This is a genomic window from Gillisia sp. Hel_I_86, assembly GCF_007827275.1.
In the GTDB taxonomy this organism is placed as follows: domain Bacteria; phylum Bacteroidota; class Bacteroidia; order Flavobacteriales; family Flavobacteriaceae; genus Gillisia.
The window spans coordinates 1,588,909-1,605,152 of record NZ_VISE01000001.1; the positions used below are offsets into that span (position 1 = coordinate 1,588,909).

The 16,244-nt window shown below is 37.5% G+C and carries 14 protein-coding genes; 7 read left to right on the forward strand and 7 right to left on the reverse strand.

The window, feature by feature from the left end:
• The first annotated feature begins 9 nt into the window (after nucleotides 1-9).
• Entirely contained in the window at nucleotides 10-879 is an 870-nt protein-coding gene (locus JM83_RS07050) for a cupin-like domain-containing protein (RefSeq protein ID WP_144960699.1), read from the forward strand.
• On the forward strand, nucleotides 876-1,757 hold the full coding sequence (locus JM83_RS07055) for a cupin-like domain-containing protein (protein ID WP_144960701.1): 882 nt from the start codon (nucleotides 876-878) through the stop codon (nucleotides 1,755-1,757). Before JM83_RS07050 ends, JM83_RS07055 begins: the two co-directional genes overlap by 4 nt.
• Here the strand turns inward: JM83_RS07055 and JM83_RS07060 are convergent.
• Nucleotides 1,747-2,229, reverse strand: coding sequence for a regulatory protein RecX (locus JM83_RS07060; RefSeq protein ID WP_144960703.1), 483 nt, complete (start codon nucleotides 2,227-2,229; stop codon nucleotides 1,747-1,749). The genes JM83_RS07055 and JM83_RS07060 overlap by 11 nt on opposite strands.
• Nucleotides 2,230-2,531: 302 nt before the next feature.
• On the opposite strand from JM83_RS07060, the gene JM83_RS07065 reads away from it, so the two are divergent.
• Nucleotides 2,532-5,861, forward strand: a complete 3,330-nt coding sequence (locus JM83_RS07065; protein WP_186434958.1) for a S41 family peptidase — start codon at nucleotides 2,532-2,534, stop codon at nucleotides 5,859-5,861.
• 537 nt (nucleotides 5,862-6,398) lie between these two features.
• Here JM83_RS07065 and JM83_RS07070 read toward each other — a convergent pair.
• From JM83_RS07070 to JM83_RS07090, 5 genes are all read right to left on the reverse strand, one after another.
• Nucleotides 6,399-6,698 carry a type II toxin-antitoxin system RelE/ParE family toxin gene (locus JM83_RS07070; RefSeq protein ID WP_144960705.1) on the reverse strand — a complete coding sequence of 100 codons (300 nt, stop codon included), beginning with the start codon at nucleotides 6,696-6,698 and terminating at the stop codon, nucleotides 6,399-6,401.
• Nucleotides 6,691-6,942, reverse strand: a complete 252-nt coding sequence (locus JM83_RS07075; RefSeq protein ID WP_144960707.1) for a type II toxin-antitoxin system ParD family antitoxin — start codon at nucleotides 6,940-6,942, stop codon at nucleotides 6,691-6,693. Before JM83_RS07075 ends, JM83_RS07070 begins: the two co-directional genes overlap by 8 nt.
• A 124-nt stretch (nucleotides 6,943-7,066) precedes the next feature.
• Nucleotides 7,067-7,291, reverse strand: a complete 225-nt coding sequence (locus JM83_RS07080; protein ID WP_144960709.1) for a hypothetical protein — start codon at nucleotides 7,289-7,291, stop codon at nucleotides 7,067-7,069.
• A 119-nt stretch (nucleotides 7,292-7,410) separates the two neighbouring features.
• Nucleotides 7,411-8,949, reverse strand: a complete 1,539-nt coding sequence (locus JM83_RS07085; RefSeq protein ID WP_144960710.1) for a ribonuclease E/G — start codon at nucleotides 8,947-8,949, stop codon at nucleotides 7,411-7,413.
• 293 nt (nucleotides 8,950-9,242) lie between these two features.
• The gene (locus tag JM83_RS07090) at nucleotides 9,243-9,554 is read right to left on the reverse strand and encodes an HU family DNA-binding protein (RefSeq protein ID WP_261376885.1); all 312 of its coding nucleotides are present in this window, start codon (nucleotides 9,552-9,554) and stop codon (nucleotides 9,243-9,245) included.
• 123 nt (nucleotides 9,555-9,677) lie between these two features.
• On the opposite strand from JM83_RS07090, the gene mutY reads away from it, so the two are divergent.
• From mutY to gldD, 4 genes are all read left to right on the forward strand, one after another.
• Nucleotides 9,678-10,727 (forward strand): A/G-specific adenine glycosylase, encoded by a 1,050-nt coding sequence (gene mutY / locus JM83_RS07095; RefSeq protein ID WP_144960712.1) that lies wholly within the window; start codon nucleotides 9,678-9,680, stop codon nucleotides 10,725-10,727.
• A 631-nt stretch (nucleotides 10,728-11,358) separates the two neighbouring features.
• Nucleotides 11,359-11,817, forward strand: a complete 459-nt coding sequence (locus JM83_RS07100; RefSeq protein WP_144960714.1) for a single-stranded DNA-binding protein — start codon at nucleotides 11,359-11,361, stop codon at nucleotides 11,815-11,817.
• A gap of 21 nt (nucleotides 11,818-11,838) precedes the next feature.
• A complete protein-coding gene (locus JM83_RS07105) occupies nucleotides 11,839-13,176 on the forward strand; it encodes a gliding motility-associated protein GldE (RefSeq protein WP_144960716.1) in 1,338 nt (445 codons plus the stop codon).
• A 42-nt stretch (nucleotides 13,177-13,218) separates the two neighbouring features.
• A complete protein-coding gene (gene gldD, locus JM83_RS07110; RefSeq protein ID WP_144960718.1) occupies nucleotides 13,219-13,779 on the forward strand; it encodes a gliding motility lipoprotein GldD in 561 nt (186 codons plus the stop codon).
• Between the two features lie 389 nt (nucleotides 13,780-14,168).
• Here gldD and JM83_RS07120 read toward each other — a convergent pair whose 3' ends face one another.
• The gene (locus JM83_RS07120; protein ID WP_144960720.1) at nucleotides 14,169-16,232 is read right to left on the reverse strand and encodes a M16 family metallopeptidase; all 2,064 of its coding nucleotides are present in this window, start codon (nucleotides 16,230-16,232) and stop codon (nucleotides 14,169-14,171) included.
• Nucleotides 16,233-16,244 lie beyond the last annotated feature (12 nt).

Consider the following 16,244-nt stretch of genomic DNA (forward strand, 5'->3'; position numbering starts at 1 on the left):
CTTTAAAATGTGCAGCTTAACTTAAAACCCATACCGCGCGTTAATACGATAGATAAAAACACTTTTTTAAAGGAGTATTTTATTCCGCAGCAACCTGTGGTCATGGAGAATTTAAGTGAAGATTGGCCAGCAAGGGAGAATTGGGATTTTGAATACTTTCGAAAAATGGCTGGGAATATTGTGGTTCCGCTATATGATGGAAAACCGGCAAAGGGAAATCAGAAAAGCCATATTGTAGCCCAAAAGATGAAGCTGTCCAGATATATAGACATCTTAAAAACTGCACCCACAGACTTGAGAATGTTCTTTTTTAACCTACTTAATAATTGCCCAGATCTTATTAAAGATTTTAGGTATCCGGAGCTTGGGGTAAAATTCTTTAAAAAATTGCCTGTTTTATTTGTTGGAGGGGAAGGAGCAAAGGTCTTGATGCATTACGATATGGATCTTGCCAACAATTTTCATTTCAATTTCGCTGGCACTAAAAAATTTATTCTTTACCCGCCTTCAGAAACAAAATATTTATATAAAGTTCCATATTCCATAGTGAGTATGGAGTCTATAGATATGGATAACCCAGATTTCGAAGATTTTCCATCCTTGGCTAAAGCAAAGGGTTTTGAGGTAACCTTGAATCACGGAGATGCATTGTTTATTCCAAGTAAGTGGTGGCACTTTGTAAAATATGAAACTCCTTGCTTATCTTTAACCCTTCGCTCGCTACCAACAAAACCTACAACTATTTTGGAGGTATTGAATAATGTGGTGGTGATTAGAAATTTCGACAATCTAATGCGTAAGCTAAAAGGGCAGAAATGGATAGATTATAAAAATAAGCGTGCTGTGGAGAATACGCATAAAAATGCTGGGATTGGATGATGACAGAAAGACTTCGATTAGTTGAAATACCACGGATTAAAAATATCTCTAAAACAGATTTTGTTGAGAGCTATGTAAAACCGCAAAAACCTGTGGTGATAGAGCATTTAATTGAAGATTGGCCGGCATACAAAAAATGGTCCTTGGAATATATAGATGAAGTTGCCGGCGAAAAAACGGTGCCTTTGTACGATGACCGGCCAATAAGTCCCGAGTTCAAATTCAATGAGCCTCATTTAAAGATGAAAATGAGCGAATATATCGCCCTTCTTAAATCGGAACCTACTAATTACAGGATCTTTTTATATCATTTAATGAGGGAAGTGCCTGCTTTGCAAAAAGACTTTAAGTTTCCCGATATGGGACTGCTATTTTTAAAACAATTGCCCATGTTGTTCTTTGGGGGAGAAAACTCCAAGGTGTTTATGCATTACGATATAGATTTTGCCAATATCCTCCATTTCCATTTCCACGGAAAAAAGCAATGTATTCTTTATCCGCCTTCACAGAGCAAATACCTTTATAAAGTGCCACACGCGTTGATTTCTAGGGAAGACATCGATTTTACAAATCCAGATTTTAAAAAATTCCCGGCTTTAAAAGAAGCCGAAGGTTATATTACGCAGCTAAACCATGGGGAGACCTTATATATGCCGGAAGGCTATTGGCACCAAATGACCTATTTGACCCCGGGGTTTTCCATGAGCCTTCGCGCGACTTCCAGAAATATCACCAATTTTTCCAAAGCAGTGTACAATCTAGCTTTTATGCGTTATTTCGATAATTATATGCGGAAGTTGAGGGGGCAGAAATGGATTGATTATAAAAATGAACAAGCCCTTATTAAAACCCATAAAAAGAACAATATTAAAGTTTAAGTTGCGCGATCACTTCCAGGATTATGGGGAATTCATAGCCTTTTTGGTGTAGGAAAGAAACCAGTTTTTGCTTCTTTTTATAAGGATTGGATTCTTTGATAAGTGGGATTTTTTTCTCGGCCAGTTCGTTTAGCGTAGAGTAATATTCTGAAAGCTCGATCTCAGAAAATGCGATTTTTATTAGGGGCTCAGAAATTTCCCTTTTTTTTAGTTCCTGCTTGATCTTGATCCTTCCCCATTTTTTTATTCTGAACCTCCCTCGAACAAAACTTCTGGCAAAACGCTCTTCATTCAGGAAATTCTCCCGCATTAGCTGAATGGTGATTTGCTCGCAAGCTTCAGGAATCATCCTCATCTCTTTAAGTTTTTCCTGAACTTCCTTTTGAGAGCGATCACGATACGCACAATACTGTATCAGCTTTATTGTGGCTTCTTGTATGGTGTAGGATTTTTCGGAGGGATCTGAATTCATGAGATCAAAAATAAGAAATAGGTTTAACTTGGGAAGTTATGAAGTTATGATGTTGTGCTGATGTGACGTTGTGCTGCTGGGACATTATTAGACTGTTACTCGGTTACTTCATCACTTCATCACTTCGTCCCTTGGTCACTCTTCAAAATTTCATCAACAAAAAAACCGCTACTCAAATAAATGAATAGCGGTTTAAAATTTTAGTCTAAAACCAACACTTTAATAGAGAGGGGCTAAATTTTGTAAATAACCCAACAAGATTTTTCCTTATATTACTACTTATTATTTAAGCTATTCGTTCTATGACATCAAAAATACTTTCGCTTTTCTTTCTTTCTTGTTGTTTTTTTGGATTTTGTCCTGTAGATGTAAATGCTCAGGGTACGAGGCTGTTACGCCAGCCAACCATTAGTGATTTACATATTGCTTTTGTTCATGCCAATGATCTCTGGATCGTTGAGCAACGGCAGGGAGAGACCAATCTTGGTAATGCCCGTCGCCTCACTTCAAATGAAGGAGCTGAAACCAATCCGCATTTTTCCGCGGATGGAAAATGGATAGCTTTTACCGGGGAGTATGATGGAAATGTAGATGTATATATTATTCCGACTGAAGGTGGACAGCCAAAAAGGCTTACCTGGCATCCGGGAAACGACATTGTTATGGGTTGGGCCCCTGATGGAAAATCGGTTTTATTTTCTTCCGGAAGGGAAGGGTATCCAACGGCAGTTTCTAAATTATATACTATCGCTACGAATGGGGGTATGCCATTAGCTCTCAAAGTTCCAAGAGCTGCGAACGGAGAATTGTCTGAAGATGGTAATTTTCTGGCCTATACTCCAATCTCCTTTTGGGATCCTGAATGGCGTAACTATCGTGGCGGACAGGCACAGCCAATATGGATCCTGAATTTAAAAAATTACTCACTCAAACAAACTTTACGAACTGATAATGAGAGGCATACCGATCCTGTTTGGCTTAGCGGTAAAATATTCTTTCTATCTGAAAGGGATTATGCCAACAATATCTGGTCTTATGATCCTGCTTCCGAAGATGTTAAACAGATAACTTTTCACAAGCAATTTGATGCTAAAAGCCTTGATGCAGGCGGTGGAAGGATCGTTTATGAACAGGGAGGATATCTTCATTTGCTCGACCCATCCAACGGAACGAGTGAACAACTTGAAATAAACGTGAACGGAGATTTTAACTGGGCCAGGCCAAGATGGGAAGATGTTGAAACCACGAGGCTTTCCAATTCGTCCCTAAGTCCAACTGGGCAACGTGCATTATTTGAATACCGCGGGGAGATCTTTACTGTTTCAAAAGAAGAAGGGAACTGGAGAAACATCACCAACTCATCCGGGGCGGCAGATCGATTTCCTGTCTGGTCTCCTGATGGTTCTAAAATAGCATGGTTTTCTGATGCTTCCGGAGAATATAAGCTTATGATTGGCAACCAAGAAGGATTAGGAGATATCCGAAGTATAAAGATACCAAATCCAACCTTTTTCTTTAAACCAGAATGGTCTCCAAATGGAAAGTATATTGCATTTACTGATACAAATTATAACCTGTGGTATATAAATGTAGAAAGCGAAAAGATCACCAAAGCCGACGTAGAGGGTTATGCTCATCCTAATCGTTCACTTAACCCGGTTTGGTCTCCAGATAGCCAGTGGATTGCATATGTACGAATCATGGATAATCTGTTCAAATCGGTGAAAGTGCATAATGTTGAAACCGGTAAAAACCATCAACTGACCAATTCCATGGCCGATGCCATTTCGCCGGTATGGGATGCAAGTGGGAAGTATCTTTACTTTCTTGCTACTACTAATTACGGGCTCAATACCGGCTGGTTGGATATGACAAGTTATGAAAGGCCCATAACAAGGAGCCTTTATATGATGGTACTTTCAAAAGATACTCCATCTCCCCTTATGCCCAGGCTTTTTGATGAAAAGGAGCAAAAGGAAGAGGAGGATAACAAAGCTAAGGAAGAGAAAAAGAAATCTTCGGGCAAAAAGGAACCTGAAAAGAATGTCGCACGTGTAAAAATCGATTTTGACGGATTGGAAAATCGAATTGAAGTGTTGGGTGCTCCAGATAAAAGTTATACCAATTTGTTATCAGGACCAGAAGGTTATGTATTCTATATGGAAGACATCCCAAACGAATCTGAATTCTCAATGAGTCGGTATAGCCTGGAAGAGCGGGAATCTATCCCATTCCTTTCTAAAGTAAATGAGGCTTCTGTTTCCCATGACCGGAAAAATATGCTCTATCGCAATGGCATTAATTGGGGGATTGTCCCCACCTCTAATGGAGCTCCTAAGGAAGAAGACAATAAACTGGTGGTTTCCAATCTAAGATTGAAAATTGATCCTACAGAAGAATGGAAACAAATATTCAGAGAAGGATGGCGGTATCAAAGAGATTTTTTATATGTGGACAATATTCACGGAGCTCCTTGGGATAAAATCCTGGAATGGTATACCCCTTGGGTAGAGCACGTGCACCATAGATCAGATCTCAATTACTTGGTAGATATACTGGGAGGTGAAGTGTCTGTTGGGCATTCATATACTTCAGGAGGAGATTTTCCAGATATCAAAGAAGTTGCGGTAGGATTGTTGGGAGCAGATTACGCTGTGAGATCGAACAGATATTATTTCAGCAGGATTTATAACGGTGAAAGCTGGAACCCAGAAGTAAAGGCTCCTTTAGGCCTTTCAGGGCTGAATGTTAACGAAGGGGATTTTCTTTTAGAGGTAAATGGAAAAGAAGTAAAAGCTTCCCAAAATCTTTATACTTATTTTGAAGGGACCGCAGGAAGACAAACTTATATATTAGTGAATGATAAACCTTCGAAAGATGGAGCAAGATTGATCACAGTTGTTCCTGTTGATGATGAATATCAATTGAGAAGTTTTGCCTGGATCGAGGACAACAGAAGGAAAGTTGATGAAATGTCCAATGGGAAACTGGCGTATGTGTATGTTCCTAATACAGGGCAACAAGGTTATCAGTATTTTAATAGATATTATTTTGCCCAGCAAGATAAGCAGGGAGCCATTATAGATGAAAGAAACAACGGCGGAGGTTCTGCCGCAGACTATATTGTGGACGTGCTCGCAAGGGAACTTCATGGATATTTTAATAGCAGGGTGGAGGGGAATAAGCCCTTTACGACCCCTATGGCTGGAATTTGGGGGCCAAAAGTGATGATTATTAACGAAAGAGCAGGATCTGGAGGAGATCTGTTACCTTACCTATTTAGAGAGATGGAAATAGGTCCCCTTGTAGGTACTCGTACTTGGGGCGGGCTTGTTGGCACTTGGGACACTCCTGCTTTTGTAGATGGAGGGAGAATGGTGGCGCCGCGTGGAGGATTCTTCGATGTGGAAGGGAACTGGGCTATAGAAGGAGAAGGGGTAGCCCCCGATATTGAAGTACAGATGACTCCGGCAGATGTTGTTTCGGGAAGAGACCCACAGTTGGAGCGTTCTGTTCAGGAAGCATTAAGACTCCTAAAAAAAACACCTGTAGAGCTGAAAAAAGAACCTGCCCCTCCTGTAAGATGGAAACGCCCAAAAGGTTGGGAACAGGAAGCAGAAAATGAAAATTAGGCTAAAGCTGGAGATCTCTCGGGTTGTTTAATGGGCCGTATTTAGATTAGGTAATGAGTGAAGGGATAGGTTATAAGATTACTTATAAGGAAATAAGGTCTTTTGTTAACGGGATAATGAAGGTGAAAAGGACTTTTTAAAACCTATTATAAACAAGATAAAAAACCATCTCGTCAAACATATTTGGTTTTTGCCAGCGTACAAAAGCGGTGTTAAAAAACAAATAGAGCTGAGCCTTTAACACTGCCACTCAAACTTAAGATGAATTTAATCCCTCATTGAGGGTTTAATTCCCCGAGGCTTGCCTCGAATTTTTAAAAATATTTTTCAATGCATCCCTCGTGGGCTTGCCCCGAGGTTCTTGATTGTTTATCTAGCAAGGTGTTAAAAATAGTTTTTGCGCAACGGTCTCGTTTAACGCAAGTGGCGTGGAATGGGGACGCTTTCTTGTCGGCTTTGTTCTTTTTTATTTGGTCTCTAAAATAACATTTTTCACCAGGATACCCGCTATTTGCTGTTACGATGTTGTGTGCAGCTCTATTCCTCTATCCTTCTCTTCAAGTCCATTCTTTCGTGTAAAATTCTAGTTATTTCTACATAATTTTCGCTCAAAGTTCTGTAGAAAATTATATGTCGATTTGCTTTCATTCCGACAAGTCGCTTTGATATTCCTTCGTAATTTCTTCCTAAATTTGAATTTTCAGCAATTTCTTGAAAATTGATAATTAATTCATCGTAATATTTGTCAGCTTGTCTTTCCGACCAAATCTCAAATGTATAATTCCAAATCTTAGATAAATCCTCAACAGCTTTGTATGTCAACTTATATTCAGCCATTCGAGTGTTTTTTCGCCTTTAATGATTGAAGATGCTTTTTTGGGTCAAAATCGGGAGCTATTCCGCTATCTATTCCTTCTTGAATAGCATTTTTTAAAGCAATTACTTTACTTTCTTCTTCTTCTAAAAGCCTTAATCCTGCTCGAATAACTTCGCTAACGTTTTTAAATCTACCTTCATTTATGCTACTTTGCACGAATTGGTCAAAATAATTTCCGAGTGATATTGATGTGTTTTTGTTCATTTTAAAACTATTTGCTTCAAATATACCAAAAATAGGTATTTTAGCAAAATTTTTCTGGAATTGCACACAATTCCTTATATGGTGAAGTATTTCTGAAATACACTCGGCTTTATAATATGAAAATCTAATTTACTTTGATCGCGCTAAGGTCAAGCTTATTAAGCTGTTTTACCCAATCTGATCTGTCAAGATTATAAACCTTAGTGGCTAAAAGATATTTTTCAACAGAAGTTTCAATTGGTTGGTACGCATCGAGAAGTAATGTGTTTACATCCATAATAGTTCCACGTTGTAAACCTCCATCGGCAAATATTCTATAAGCAACGCCTTCATATTTATAGGCTGGCATGTTTCTTATGATCTTTTGAATATTTTGGCCTACTTCATCAATTCGTCACTCTTCAAAATTTCATCAACAAAAAACGCCTCCCAAATGAATGAAAGGCGTTGGTTTTAAGAATAATAAGTTTATTCTAATACTTCCCCGTTTTTGTCGTGAAAGTGATATTCCATGTACGTGTAAGCGTCTCTTGGTAAAATTTTTACCCAGCGCTTATGGTCAAAAAACCATTGGGAGCGGGGCGATGGAAAGCCTCTTGTTAAAAAGGCCGCAATAAATGGGTGCGCACTTAAGGTGATCTTTTTATGATTCTTCTTGATCAGTCTTTCTAGATCGGTTTTTATTTTATCAATAACAATAATAGGAGCCTCAATCTCTCCTGTTCCGTTCGGGTTTACCTCACGGGTCTTGATATTTGTTTCCGGCCTTACGCGTTGTCTTGTAATTTGTATTAACCCAAATTTACTTGGGGGCAATATTTTGTGTTTAGCACGATCATCGCTCATTTCTTCGCGTAAATGATCAAATAGTGCTTTTCTGTTTTCGGCCTTGTTCATGTCTATAAAGTCAACCACAATAATTCCACCCATATCACGTAATCGTAATTGTCGGGCTATTTCTGTGGCGCTTATAAGGTTCACTTCTAAGGCGGTCTCTTCCTGGTTTTTAGCTTTATTGGAACGGTTTCCACTGTTCACGTCTATAACGTGCATGGCTTCTGTGTGCTCAATAATCAGGTAAGCTCCTTTGCTCATCGATACGGTGCGACCAAAGGAAGTTTTTATTTGTCTTTCGATACCGAATTTTTCAAAAATTGGAACATTGGATTGGTACAGCTTTACTATGGATTCTTTATTTGGAGCAATTTCTGCCACATAATCTTTTAGCTGCGCATAAAGCTCTTCGTCATCTACCGTAATAGAGGTGAAAGTGTCGTTAAAGATATCCCTCAAAATGGAAGATGCCCTATTTAACTCTCCCAATACCTTGGATGGATGGGGTGCTTTATATAATTTTTTGCACATTGCTGTCCAGCGACTCATTAAATTCTGAAGATCTCTGTCTAGCTCTGCTACTTTTTTGCCTTCTGCTACGGTTCTAACAATTACACCAAACCCCTTGGGTTTAATGCTTTTTACCAATCTCTTTAATCGATCCTTTTCTTCTTTGCTTTCAATTTTTTGAGAAACTGAAACCCTGTTGGAAAAAGGGACCAATACAATATAACGGCCTGGCAAGGAAAGCTCGGAGCTTATTCTTGGGCCTTTTGTGGAGATTGGTTCTTTCATTACTTGAACCAGTAACGACTGATTTGATTTTAAGACTTCAGTAACACTGCCGTCTTTATCAATATCTTGTTCAAAAGTAAAATTCTGTAAAGAATAATCTTTTAATTTACCTGTGCTTACACGTTTTACGAACTTCAACAAAGTTTGGACTTGAGGGCCAAGATCATGATAGTGCAAAAAACCATCTTTTGTATAGCCAACATTTACAAATGCGGCATTTAATCCTGGAACAGCTTTCCTGATTTTGGCAATAAAAATATCACCTACAGCAAAGTTGCTATCGTCTTCTTCCTTGTTTAATTCGACTAGTTTTCCATCTTTAATTAAGGCAAAATCTATAGCAGAGGAACCAGATCTAATAATCAATTCTTTGTCCACTCTTTTAGATTTTTATCCCGGAAATCGGGATGGATTAAACAATAAATTTTCACAGGGTTTTTAAGCCTGGAGAAACCTGAATTAAACTTTAAAGCAAATTCGGTTTCAATTTCAAAGAACGTCTTTTACTAAAAAAAGTAGTGGGAGCACTACTTTTTCTTATGGCGGTTGGCCCTGCTTCTCTTTTTGCGCTTGTGAGTAGCTACCTTATGTCTTTTTCTTTTTTTACCACTTGGCATAGTGTTACTTTTTTTTAAAATTAATAATATACTTTAAACTTCTGGTCAAGGAAGTTATTCTTTTACTTCAACATTAGTCTTTACACCATCTACAAAAACACGTGCTGGTTTAAATGCAGGGATATTGTGTGCAGGGATTTTTATTGTAGTATTCTTGGAAATGTTTCTTCCGGTTTTTTCAGCTCTTGTTTTAATTACAAAGCTTCCAAATCCTCTTAAGTAAACATTATCTCCACTTTCCAAAGAAGTTTTTACTTCTTCCATAAATGTTTCAACAGTAGCTTGAACATCACCTTTTTCCATTCCTAACTTCTCTGAAATCTTTGCTACGATATCTGCTTTCGTCATTTTCGTACTATTTAATATTATAATTGGGGTTCTTAATTTTCAAGGGGGCAAATATAAGAATTAAATCTCCAATATTTCAATCCTAATTCATTAAATAGTAACCAAATAAAGAATTATTATTGCAAGCAAACAATGCTATTCATGATTTTTCATAAAATATTGATTAATTGGTACTTAAACAATAAGAGGGAATTGCCTTGGAGAAAAACCAGCGATCCCTATCGTATTTGGTTAAGTGAAATTATGCTTCAACAAACACGAATAGAGCAAGGACTGCCTTATTATTTGGCATTTATCAAGGTTTTTCCAAGTGTTTTTGATCTTGCCAATGCTTCCCAAGAAAAGGTTTTAAAGTTGTGGCAGGGCTTGGGCTATTATTCCAGGGCCAGAAATTTGCATGAAACCGCAAAATATATTGCTAAAGAATTAGACGGTAAGTTTCCAGACAACTACAAAAATTTATTAAAATTGAAGGGGATTGGAGATTATACAGCAAGTGCAATTGCCTCTATATGCTATAATGAAGCTGCTCCCGTGGTGGATGGAAATGTTTATAGAGTGCTGGCAAGATATTTTGATATGGACACCCCTATTAATAGTACTGCAGGAATTAAAGAATTTAAAGCCTTGGCAACCGAGTTGATAGATAAAGAAGACCCTGCCACTTATAATCAAGCTATTATGGAGTTTGGCGCCCTGCAATGTAAGCCCCAAAACCCTTTGTGTGAGAGTTGTCCACTTTCTGGTAGTTGTTTAGCGCTGAAAAATAATAAGGTCGCTTTGCTTCCTGTGAAGTTGAAAAAGGCCAAGGTCAAAAAACGCTTCTTTAATTATTTGGTATTTCTTTCAGAAGAAAATGAAACTCTTTTGGAACAAAGGATTGGACAAGGAATTTGGGAAGGTTTGTACCAATTCCCCCTGTTGGAAACAGGATCTTTAATAACAATAGACCAATTATTAAAGGAACCCAAACTCCTTCAGTATAATGAAGCTTCAGAAAAGGGGATTAGTTTGTATAATGATGCTCCTATTGTACATAAACTTTCCCATCAACATATTTATACCCAATTTTGGATCATAGAAAATGCCGATTTGCTTGAAAAAGCGATTCCTTTATCCAAAATTCAAGAATATCCGGTTCCGGTCTTGATAGCCAACTTTATAAATGAATTTGAATTGAGCGGATATTAAATTTAGTTGAGATAATTTATGGACGTCTTTTTTTTGACAGAATAGCTATCTCGTCCCCCTGAGACCCGTGATAAAAAAATATCTAGCGCAGGAAATCGACGTGTTTAAAAATTACCTCAAATTTAGCCTATTGAAGGATCTCAGAGCAGATCCCTCCTAGGTGGGGAAGACAATAAAAAAGGATTGTCATTCTGAAGGAATCGCAGTGGACTGAAGGATCTCAATACAACAGAATCAATTTAACCAGAGATCCCTCCTAGCGTCGGGATGACAAAGTATTCAAAATACGTCAATGGTAGACCCATAAGAAAAAAAAATTAGCGCAGGAAATTGACGTGGTTTTTATATAAGCTGATGGGATGCTGAAACAAGTTCAGCATGACGACAATTCCGCATCGTCACCCTGAACTGGTTTCAGGGTCTCTATTACGGCATTGATTCTTAGTGTTATAAGAATCTAAAACAATTCCTATAGCTATCGGAACAGAATGAAGTCCTTTATCAGTTTAGGATGCTATACGGATCAACAAAAAATTGTGAGACTGGTAATATTGACATTAATAGGACGTGATACTGGATAAATTTCTTTAATTTTAAACTATAGAACGAGCTAAAATTTAAATAAAAAATAATGACTGGCACACTTAATAAGGTAATGCTAATAGGGCATACAGGAGACGACGTAAAAATGCATTATTTTGAAGGAGGCGGGGCAATTGGACGTTTTCCTTTGGCTACCAATGAAGCTTATACAAATAAATCTACGGGCCAACGGGTGGAAAATACCGAGTGGCACAACGTTATAGTTCGAAACAAAGCTGCCGAAATTTGCGAGAAGTACCTTAAAAAAGGTGACAAGGTTTATGTGGAGGGTAGGTTGAAGAGCAGAAAATGGACAGACGATAAAGGGATCGAACGTTATTCGGTTGAAATCCAATGTACAGATTTTACCTTTTTGACCCCTAAAAATGAAACCACCGGGAATTCAGCACAAAATTCAGCTTCTGCAAAACCGGTTTCCAATACTAAAAATGATACTTTTGCCGATCAAACCAAGGGCAACGAGGAAGAAGATGATTTACCTTTCTAAGTCTAACTAAAATATAAGCATTTGGATCCAGATCCTCCCAGTTTAATTTTATCGTTTATCTCTCTAGAATTTTCACAAGTAGTAAGTCTTGTTATACTTGTTGCACTATTAATTTGCTCTGCACTTATCTCTGGTGCAGAAGTTGCTTTTTTCTCTCTTACGCCTTCGGATTTTCTGGGAGATAATGGAAAGCGCACCAATGCCCAAAAAATTGTGACCAGATTGTTGGAAAAGCCCAAGAAATTATTGGCGACAATTTTAGTTGCAAATAACACTATAAATATTGCTATTGTGTTGCTGTTTGATACGCTTACCGATGAGTTCTTTGGAAACATGAACGCTGTTTTCTTAGGGATAAATTTTAAATTTATTATTGAAGTTGGAATTGTAACCTTTCTTATTTTGCTTTTTGGCGAAATCTTGCCGAAAGTTTATGCAAGTAGGAACAATGTGAAATTCAGCAATTTTATGGCGTATCCATTAAATGTTTTGGACTTTTTGATTTCGCCACTTAGTACCCCCATGAGGGCGGTTACTATTTATATCCATGATAAGTTAGGGAAGCAAAAAGGGTTTTTAAGTGTAGATCATCTCTCCCAGGCGTTAGAAATGACAAGGGAAGAGGATACCACACATGAAGAACAGAAGATTTTAAGGGGAATTGTTTCTTTTGGAAACACAGACACTAAACAGGTCATGCATCCAAGAATGGATATTTTTGCCTTAAATGAGAATCAAACCTATAAAGAGATAATTCCCGAGATCGTAGAGCATGGGTTTTCCAGAATTCCCGTGTACAAGGAGAATATAGACCAGGTTAGTGGAATCCTCTACGTTAAGGATCTTTTGCCTTTTCTGGATCAAAAAGAGTTTGAATGGACTTCTCTCTTGCGGGAGCCATATTTTATTCCGGAGAACAAGAAATTGGATGATCTTTTAAATGAATTTAAGGACAAGAAAATCCATTTGGCAATCGTTGTGGATGAATATGGTGGTACAAGCGGGTTGGTCTCTTTGGAAGATATAATCGAAGAAATTGTAGGAGATATAAGCGATGAATTTGATGATGAAGATTTGGTGTTTTCCAAATTGGATGAGTCCAATTTTATTTTCGAGGGAAAAACTCCACTAAAGGATTTCTACAAAATTATAAAATTGGAAGATTCTTCAAATTTTGAGGAAAACAAAGGGGAATCTGATACCCTTGCTGGTTTTTTACTTGAAATATCGGGTGGATTTCCAAAGAAGAACGAAACTATATCTTTTCAGAATTATCACTTTACCATTGAGGTTATAGATGATAAAAGAATAAAGCAAATCAAATTAAGTATAGAGCCAGAAATCTCTTCAGAAGAGTAGATTAAGGTTTTGATCATTTAATTTGTTTCATAATCTTTCAGGATGAAAAAAATAAGTTTCATATTAATAGTTTTTGCAGTTGTTGTTTCGTGTAAAGATGAAGTGCTGCCCAAGCCAAAGGCTTTTTTGGATTTGGAATTTCCTGCTGTAAATTATGAGGAAACAAACTTGGATTGTCCATTTGTTTTTGAGTATAATTCTACCGCGAAAATCGTGAAGCCCAAAGGGAACAGCCCTTGTTGGATCAATCTAAATTACCCTAAATTAAATGCCTCTGTTTTTATTACCTATCAGGAAGTGCATAACAATTTGGATTCCCTCTTGATGGACTCTCAAAAATTACCTTTACAGCATACAATAAAAGCCGATTTTATAGAAGGGGATGTGTATGTGAATCCCGTGAATAAGACCTACGGAATGTTTTACGCAATAGACGGGGATGCCGCTTCTCAAGCACAATTTTATGTTACAGATAGTGTAAAGCACTTTATGACGGGCTCGCTATATTTTAATCAGAAACCTAATTTTGATTCTATTATGCCTGCTGCATCTTACATTAAATCAGACATTAAGAGGTTGATGGAATCGTTGAGGTGGCAATAAATGGAAATTTTTAATAGCTCCTATTGGATGTACAATTCCCTTTGTCTTTAATTTTTTTGCTGTTTTTTAGTTTTAATCCCTTATTGAAGTATTAAAGGCTTAACCCCGCCTGATAGGAAGGACAGGTTCTCCACGGCTTGCCCCGAGGTTCTTGATTTAGACTTACCCAGATCTTAAACCCTGTCTTTTCAACCTCTGTAACCTATACCATTCCGGTAGTGGCATTGGGTTGGGGCTTTTTGGATGGAGAGGTGTTTACTGGCCTCCAGTTAGTTTCCATGTTGATTATTTTATTGGGCGTTTTTCTGGTGAACAGATCGAGAAACCTATATTCTAAAAACAAAAAAACCGACCAATAAGGGCCGGCTTTTTCAACATTAACAAAAAAATTATTCCATAAAATCCTCATCGGTTACTCCTTCATTCACTTTAAGGGTTTGCACCTTAAAATCGAATGTTTGAGGCCCCATGGATTGGGATATCGAAAATGGAAATTTAATCCCGTTTACTTCTTGGTAATCGCTGTAAGTAATTGGAACTTCCATGGTTTGATCTCCTTGGGAAACTTTACTTACTTCTTTTACTTTCAATCCGCTTTCTACATCGTAGTAAGCAGTTTTGTCCTCTGTAAGTGCAACGGCATAAGCATCTTTACCATCTACTGGTTCAATCCCCATTACTTTTGCATCTTTGGTATCCAATTCTGGGAACGGGTTGGCATCGGCTTTTGCGGCCATCAATTGCTCTTCGGTAAAGTCTATTTTTTGACCTTGTGCCATTGTAAATCCAGTTGCCCCGTTGTAAACCTGCTTGCTTAGAACATTACCGCTCATAGAAATTTTTTGGGATGACTTTCCTTTGGCAGTTTTTACTTCAAGATCCAATTTCTGACCTTGAATATCTGCTTGTGCAACCATATAAACGCTTTCTGCTGTAGATACAGCTTCTTTTCCGCCGATTGCCTTGATATACTTGTCGAAAATAGATTTTGGTGTTACTGAAGCATCAACTGCCTTGTTGAATTCTGGTCTGTCTATTTCTTCACCGTAAGAATTGTAATATTTAACTGGTACTTTAACTCCATTTAATTTCACCTTTTCAAGATTTGCAGCAACATCAGCTCCTTTTCCTGCAATTACAATTCGCATATTATCAGTATTGTAATATTTGTTTGCTACTCGTTTAACATCCTCTGCAGTAACGGCATTTATGTTTTTTAAATAGTTTTCGTAGAAATCCTTAGGAAGATCATTTGTTTGAATATCAAGAGCATAGTTTGCAATTGTTTCCGGTCTCTCCAATCTTGTTATGAAATCTCCAGCAAACTGACTCTTTGCGTCTTTCAATGTTTGAGGATCTACTAATTCAGATTTAATTCTATTTATCTCCTTCATTGTTTCTACCACTGCACTATCGGTAACAGCATTTCTTACACTAGCAGAAGCAATGAATCTTGACGCATATTTATCAGCTCCAGTGGACGTTCTAGCTCCATAAGTGTAGCCTTTACCCTCTCTTAGGTTCATGTTTAAATAACTTCCAAAACTACCTCCAAGTATTTGGTTGGCAACTAACGCTGCAAAGTAATCTTCATCATTCATTTTAAGATTGATGGTATTTTGAACTTTTAATTCACTTTGAACAGCATTGGGCATATCCACAAAGTTGATCTCAGTTAAAGAAACATTAGCTACTTCTGGAAGTTGTTGATCTTTTGGTGCAACTCTATTCCATTTTCCAAATTCTTTTTTAACTTGCTCTTTAACCTCTGAAGTTTTTACATCTCCTATAATTACTAAGTAAGCATTTTTTGGAGCGAAGTATGTATTATAATAAGTTTCAACATCTTTTAAGGTTACAGCTTCTGTATTCTCAACAGTAGAGAACTCTCCATAAGGATGTCTTTTCCCATATGCTAAAGCTGAACTTACCCTATTAGCAACCGCCCCAACATTTTTTTCGTTTGATTTTAAACTTTCTATTAGTTTGGTTTTTTCTGAATCAAATTCTTTTTGGTCAAATTTTGGATTTAAAGATCCATCAGCCATTAATTCAATTATTCTCGGAAAAAATTTAGAGAGAGCCCTAGCCGATACACTCTCTGAACCGAAATAAATAGTTGCACCTAAAAAGTCTACCTCTTCATTAAACGCATCCTTGGACATTTTTTGAGTACCACTACCTAATAAGGCAGATACAAGACTTGATGTTGCTGGTTTATCTTTTTCAGTATGAGGTTTGTTATCTATAATTAAATTAGCAGTAACCCTAGGTAATTTATGGTTTTCTACCACTAAAACACGTAGCCCATTTTTTAACTGAAAGGTTTCTGGTTCTCCAAGATCAATCGAAGGCGCAGGGCCAGGCTCGGGTTGTTTCGATCTGTCTATTTGCGCAATGGCACTGGTGGTCATTAAGCAAATTAATAGCATTGTAAATATATTGGTTTTCATTTCTTTTAATTT

Coding starts and splice junctions, on each gene's coding strand:
- JM83_RS07055 (WP_144960701.1), top strand. CDS start 876: ATGATGACAGAAAGACTTCGATTAGTTGAAATACCACGGATTAAAAAT.
- JM83_RS07060 (WP_144960703.1), bottom strand. CDS start 2,229: ATGAATTCAGATCCCTCCGAAAAATCCTACACCATACAAGAAGCCACA.
- JM83_RS07065 (WP_186434958.1), top strand. CDS start 2,532: ATGACATCAAAAATACTTTCGCTTTTCTTTCTTTCTTGTTGTTTTTTT.
- JM83_RS07070 (WP_144960705.1), bottom strand. CDS start 6,698: ATGGCTGAATATAAGTTGACATACAAAGCTGTTGAGGATTTATCTAAG.
- JM83_RS07075 (WP_144960707.1), bottom strand. CDS start 6,942: ATGAACAAAAACACATCAATATCACTCGGAAATTATTTTGACCAATTC.
- JM83_RS07080 (WP_144960709.1), bottom strand. CDS start 7,291: ATGCCAGCCTATAAATATGAAGGCGTTGCTTATAGAATATTTGCCGAT.
- mutY (WP_144960712.1), top strand. CDS start 9,678: ATGATTTTTCATAAAATATTGATTAATTGGTACTTAAACAATAAGAGG.
- JM83_RS07100 (WP_144960714.1), top strand. CDS start 11,359: ATGACTGGCACACTTAATAAGGTAATGCTAATAGGGCATACAGGAGAC.
- gldD (WP_144960718.1), top strand. CDS start 13,219: ATGAAAAAAATAAGTTTCATATTAATAGTTTTTGCAGTTGTTGTTTCG.
- JM83_RS07120 (WP_144960720.1), bottom strand. CDS start 16,232: ATGAAAACCAATATATTTACAATGCTATTAATTTGCTTAATGACCACC.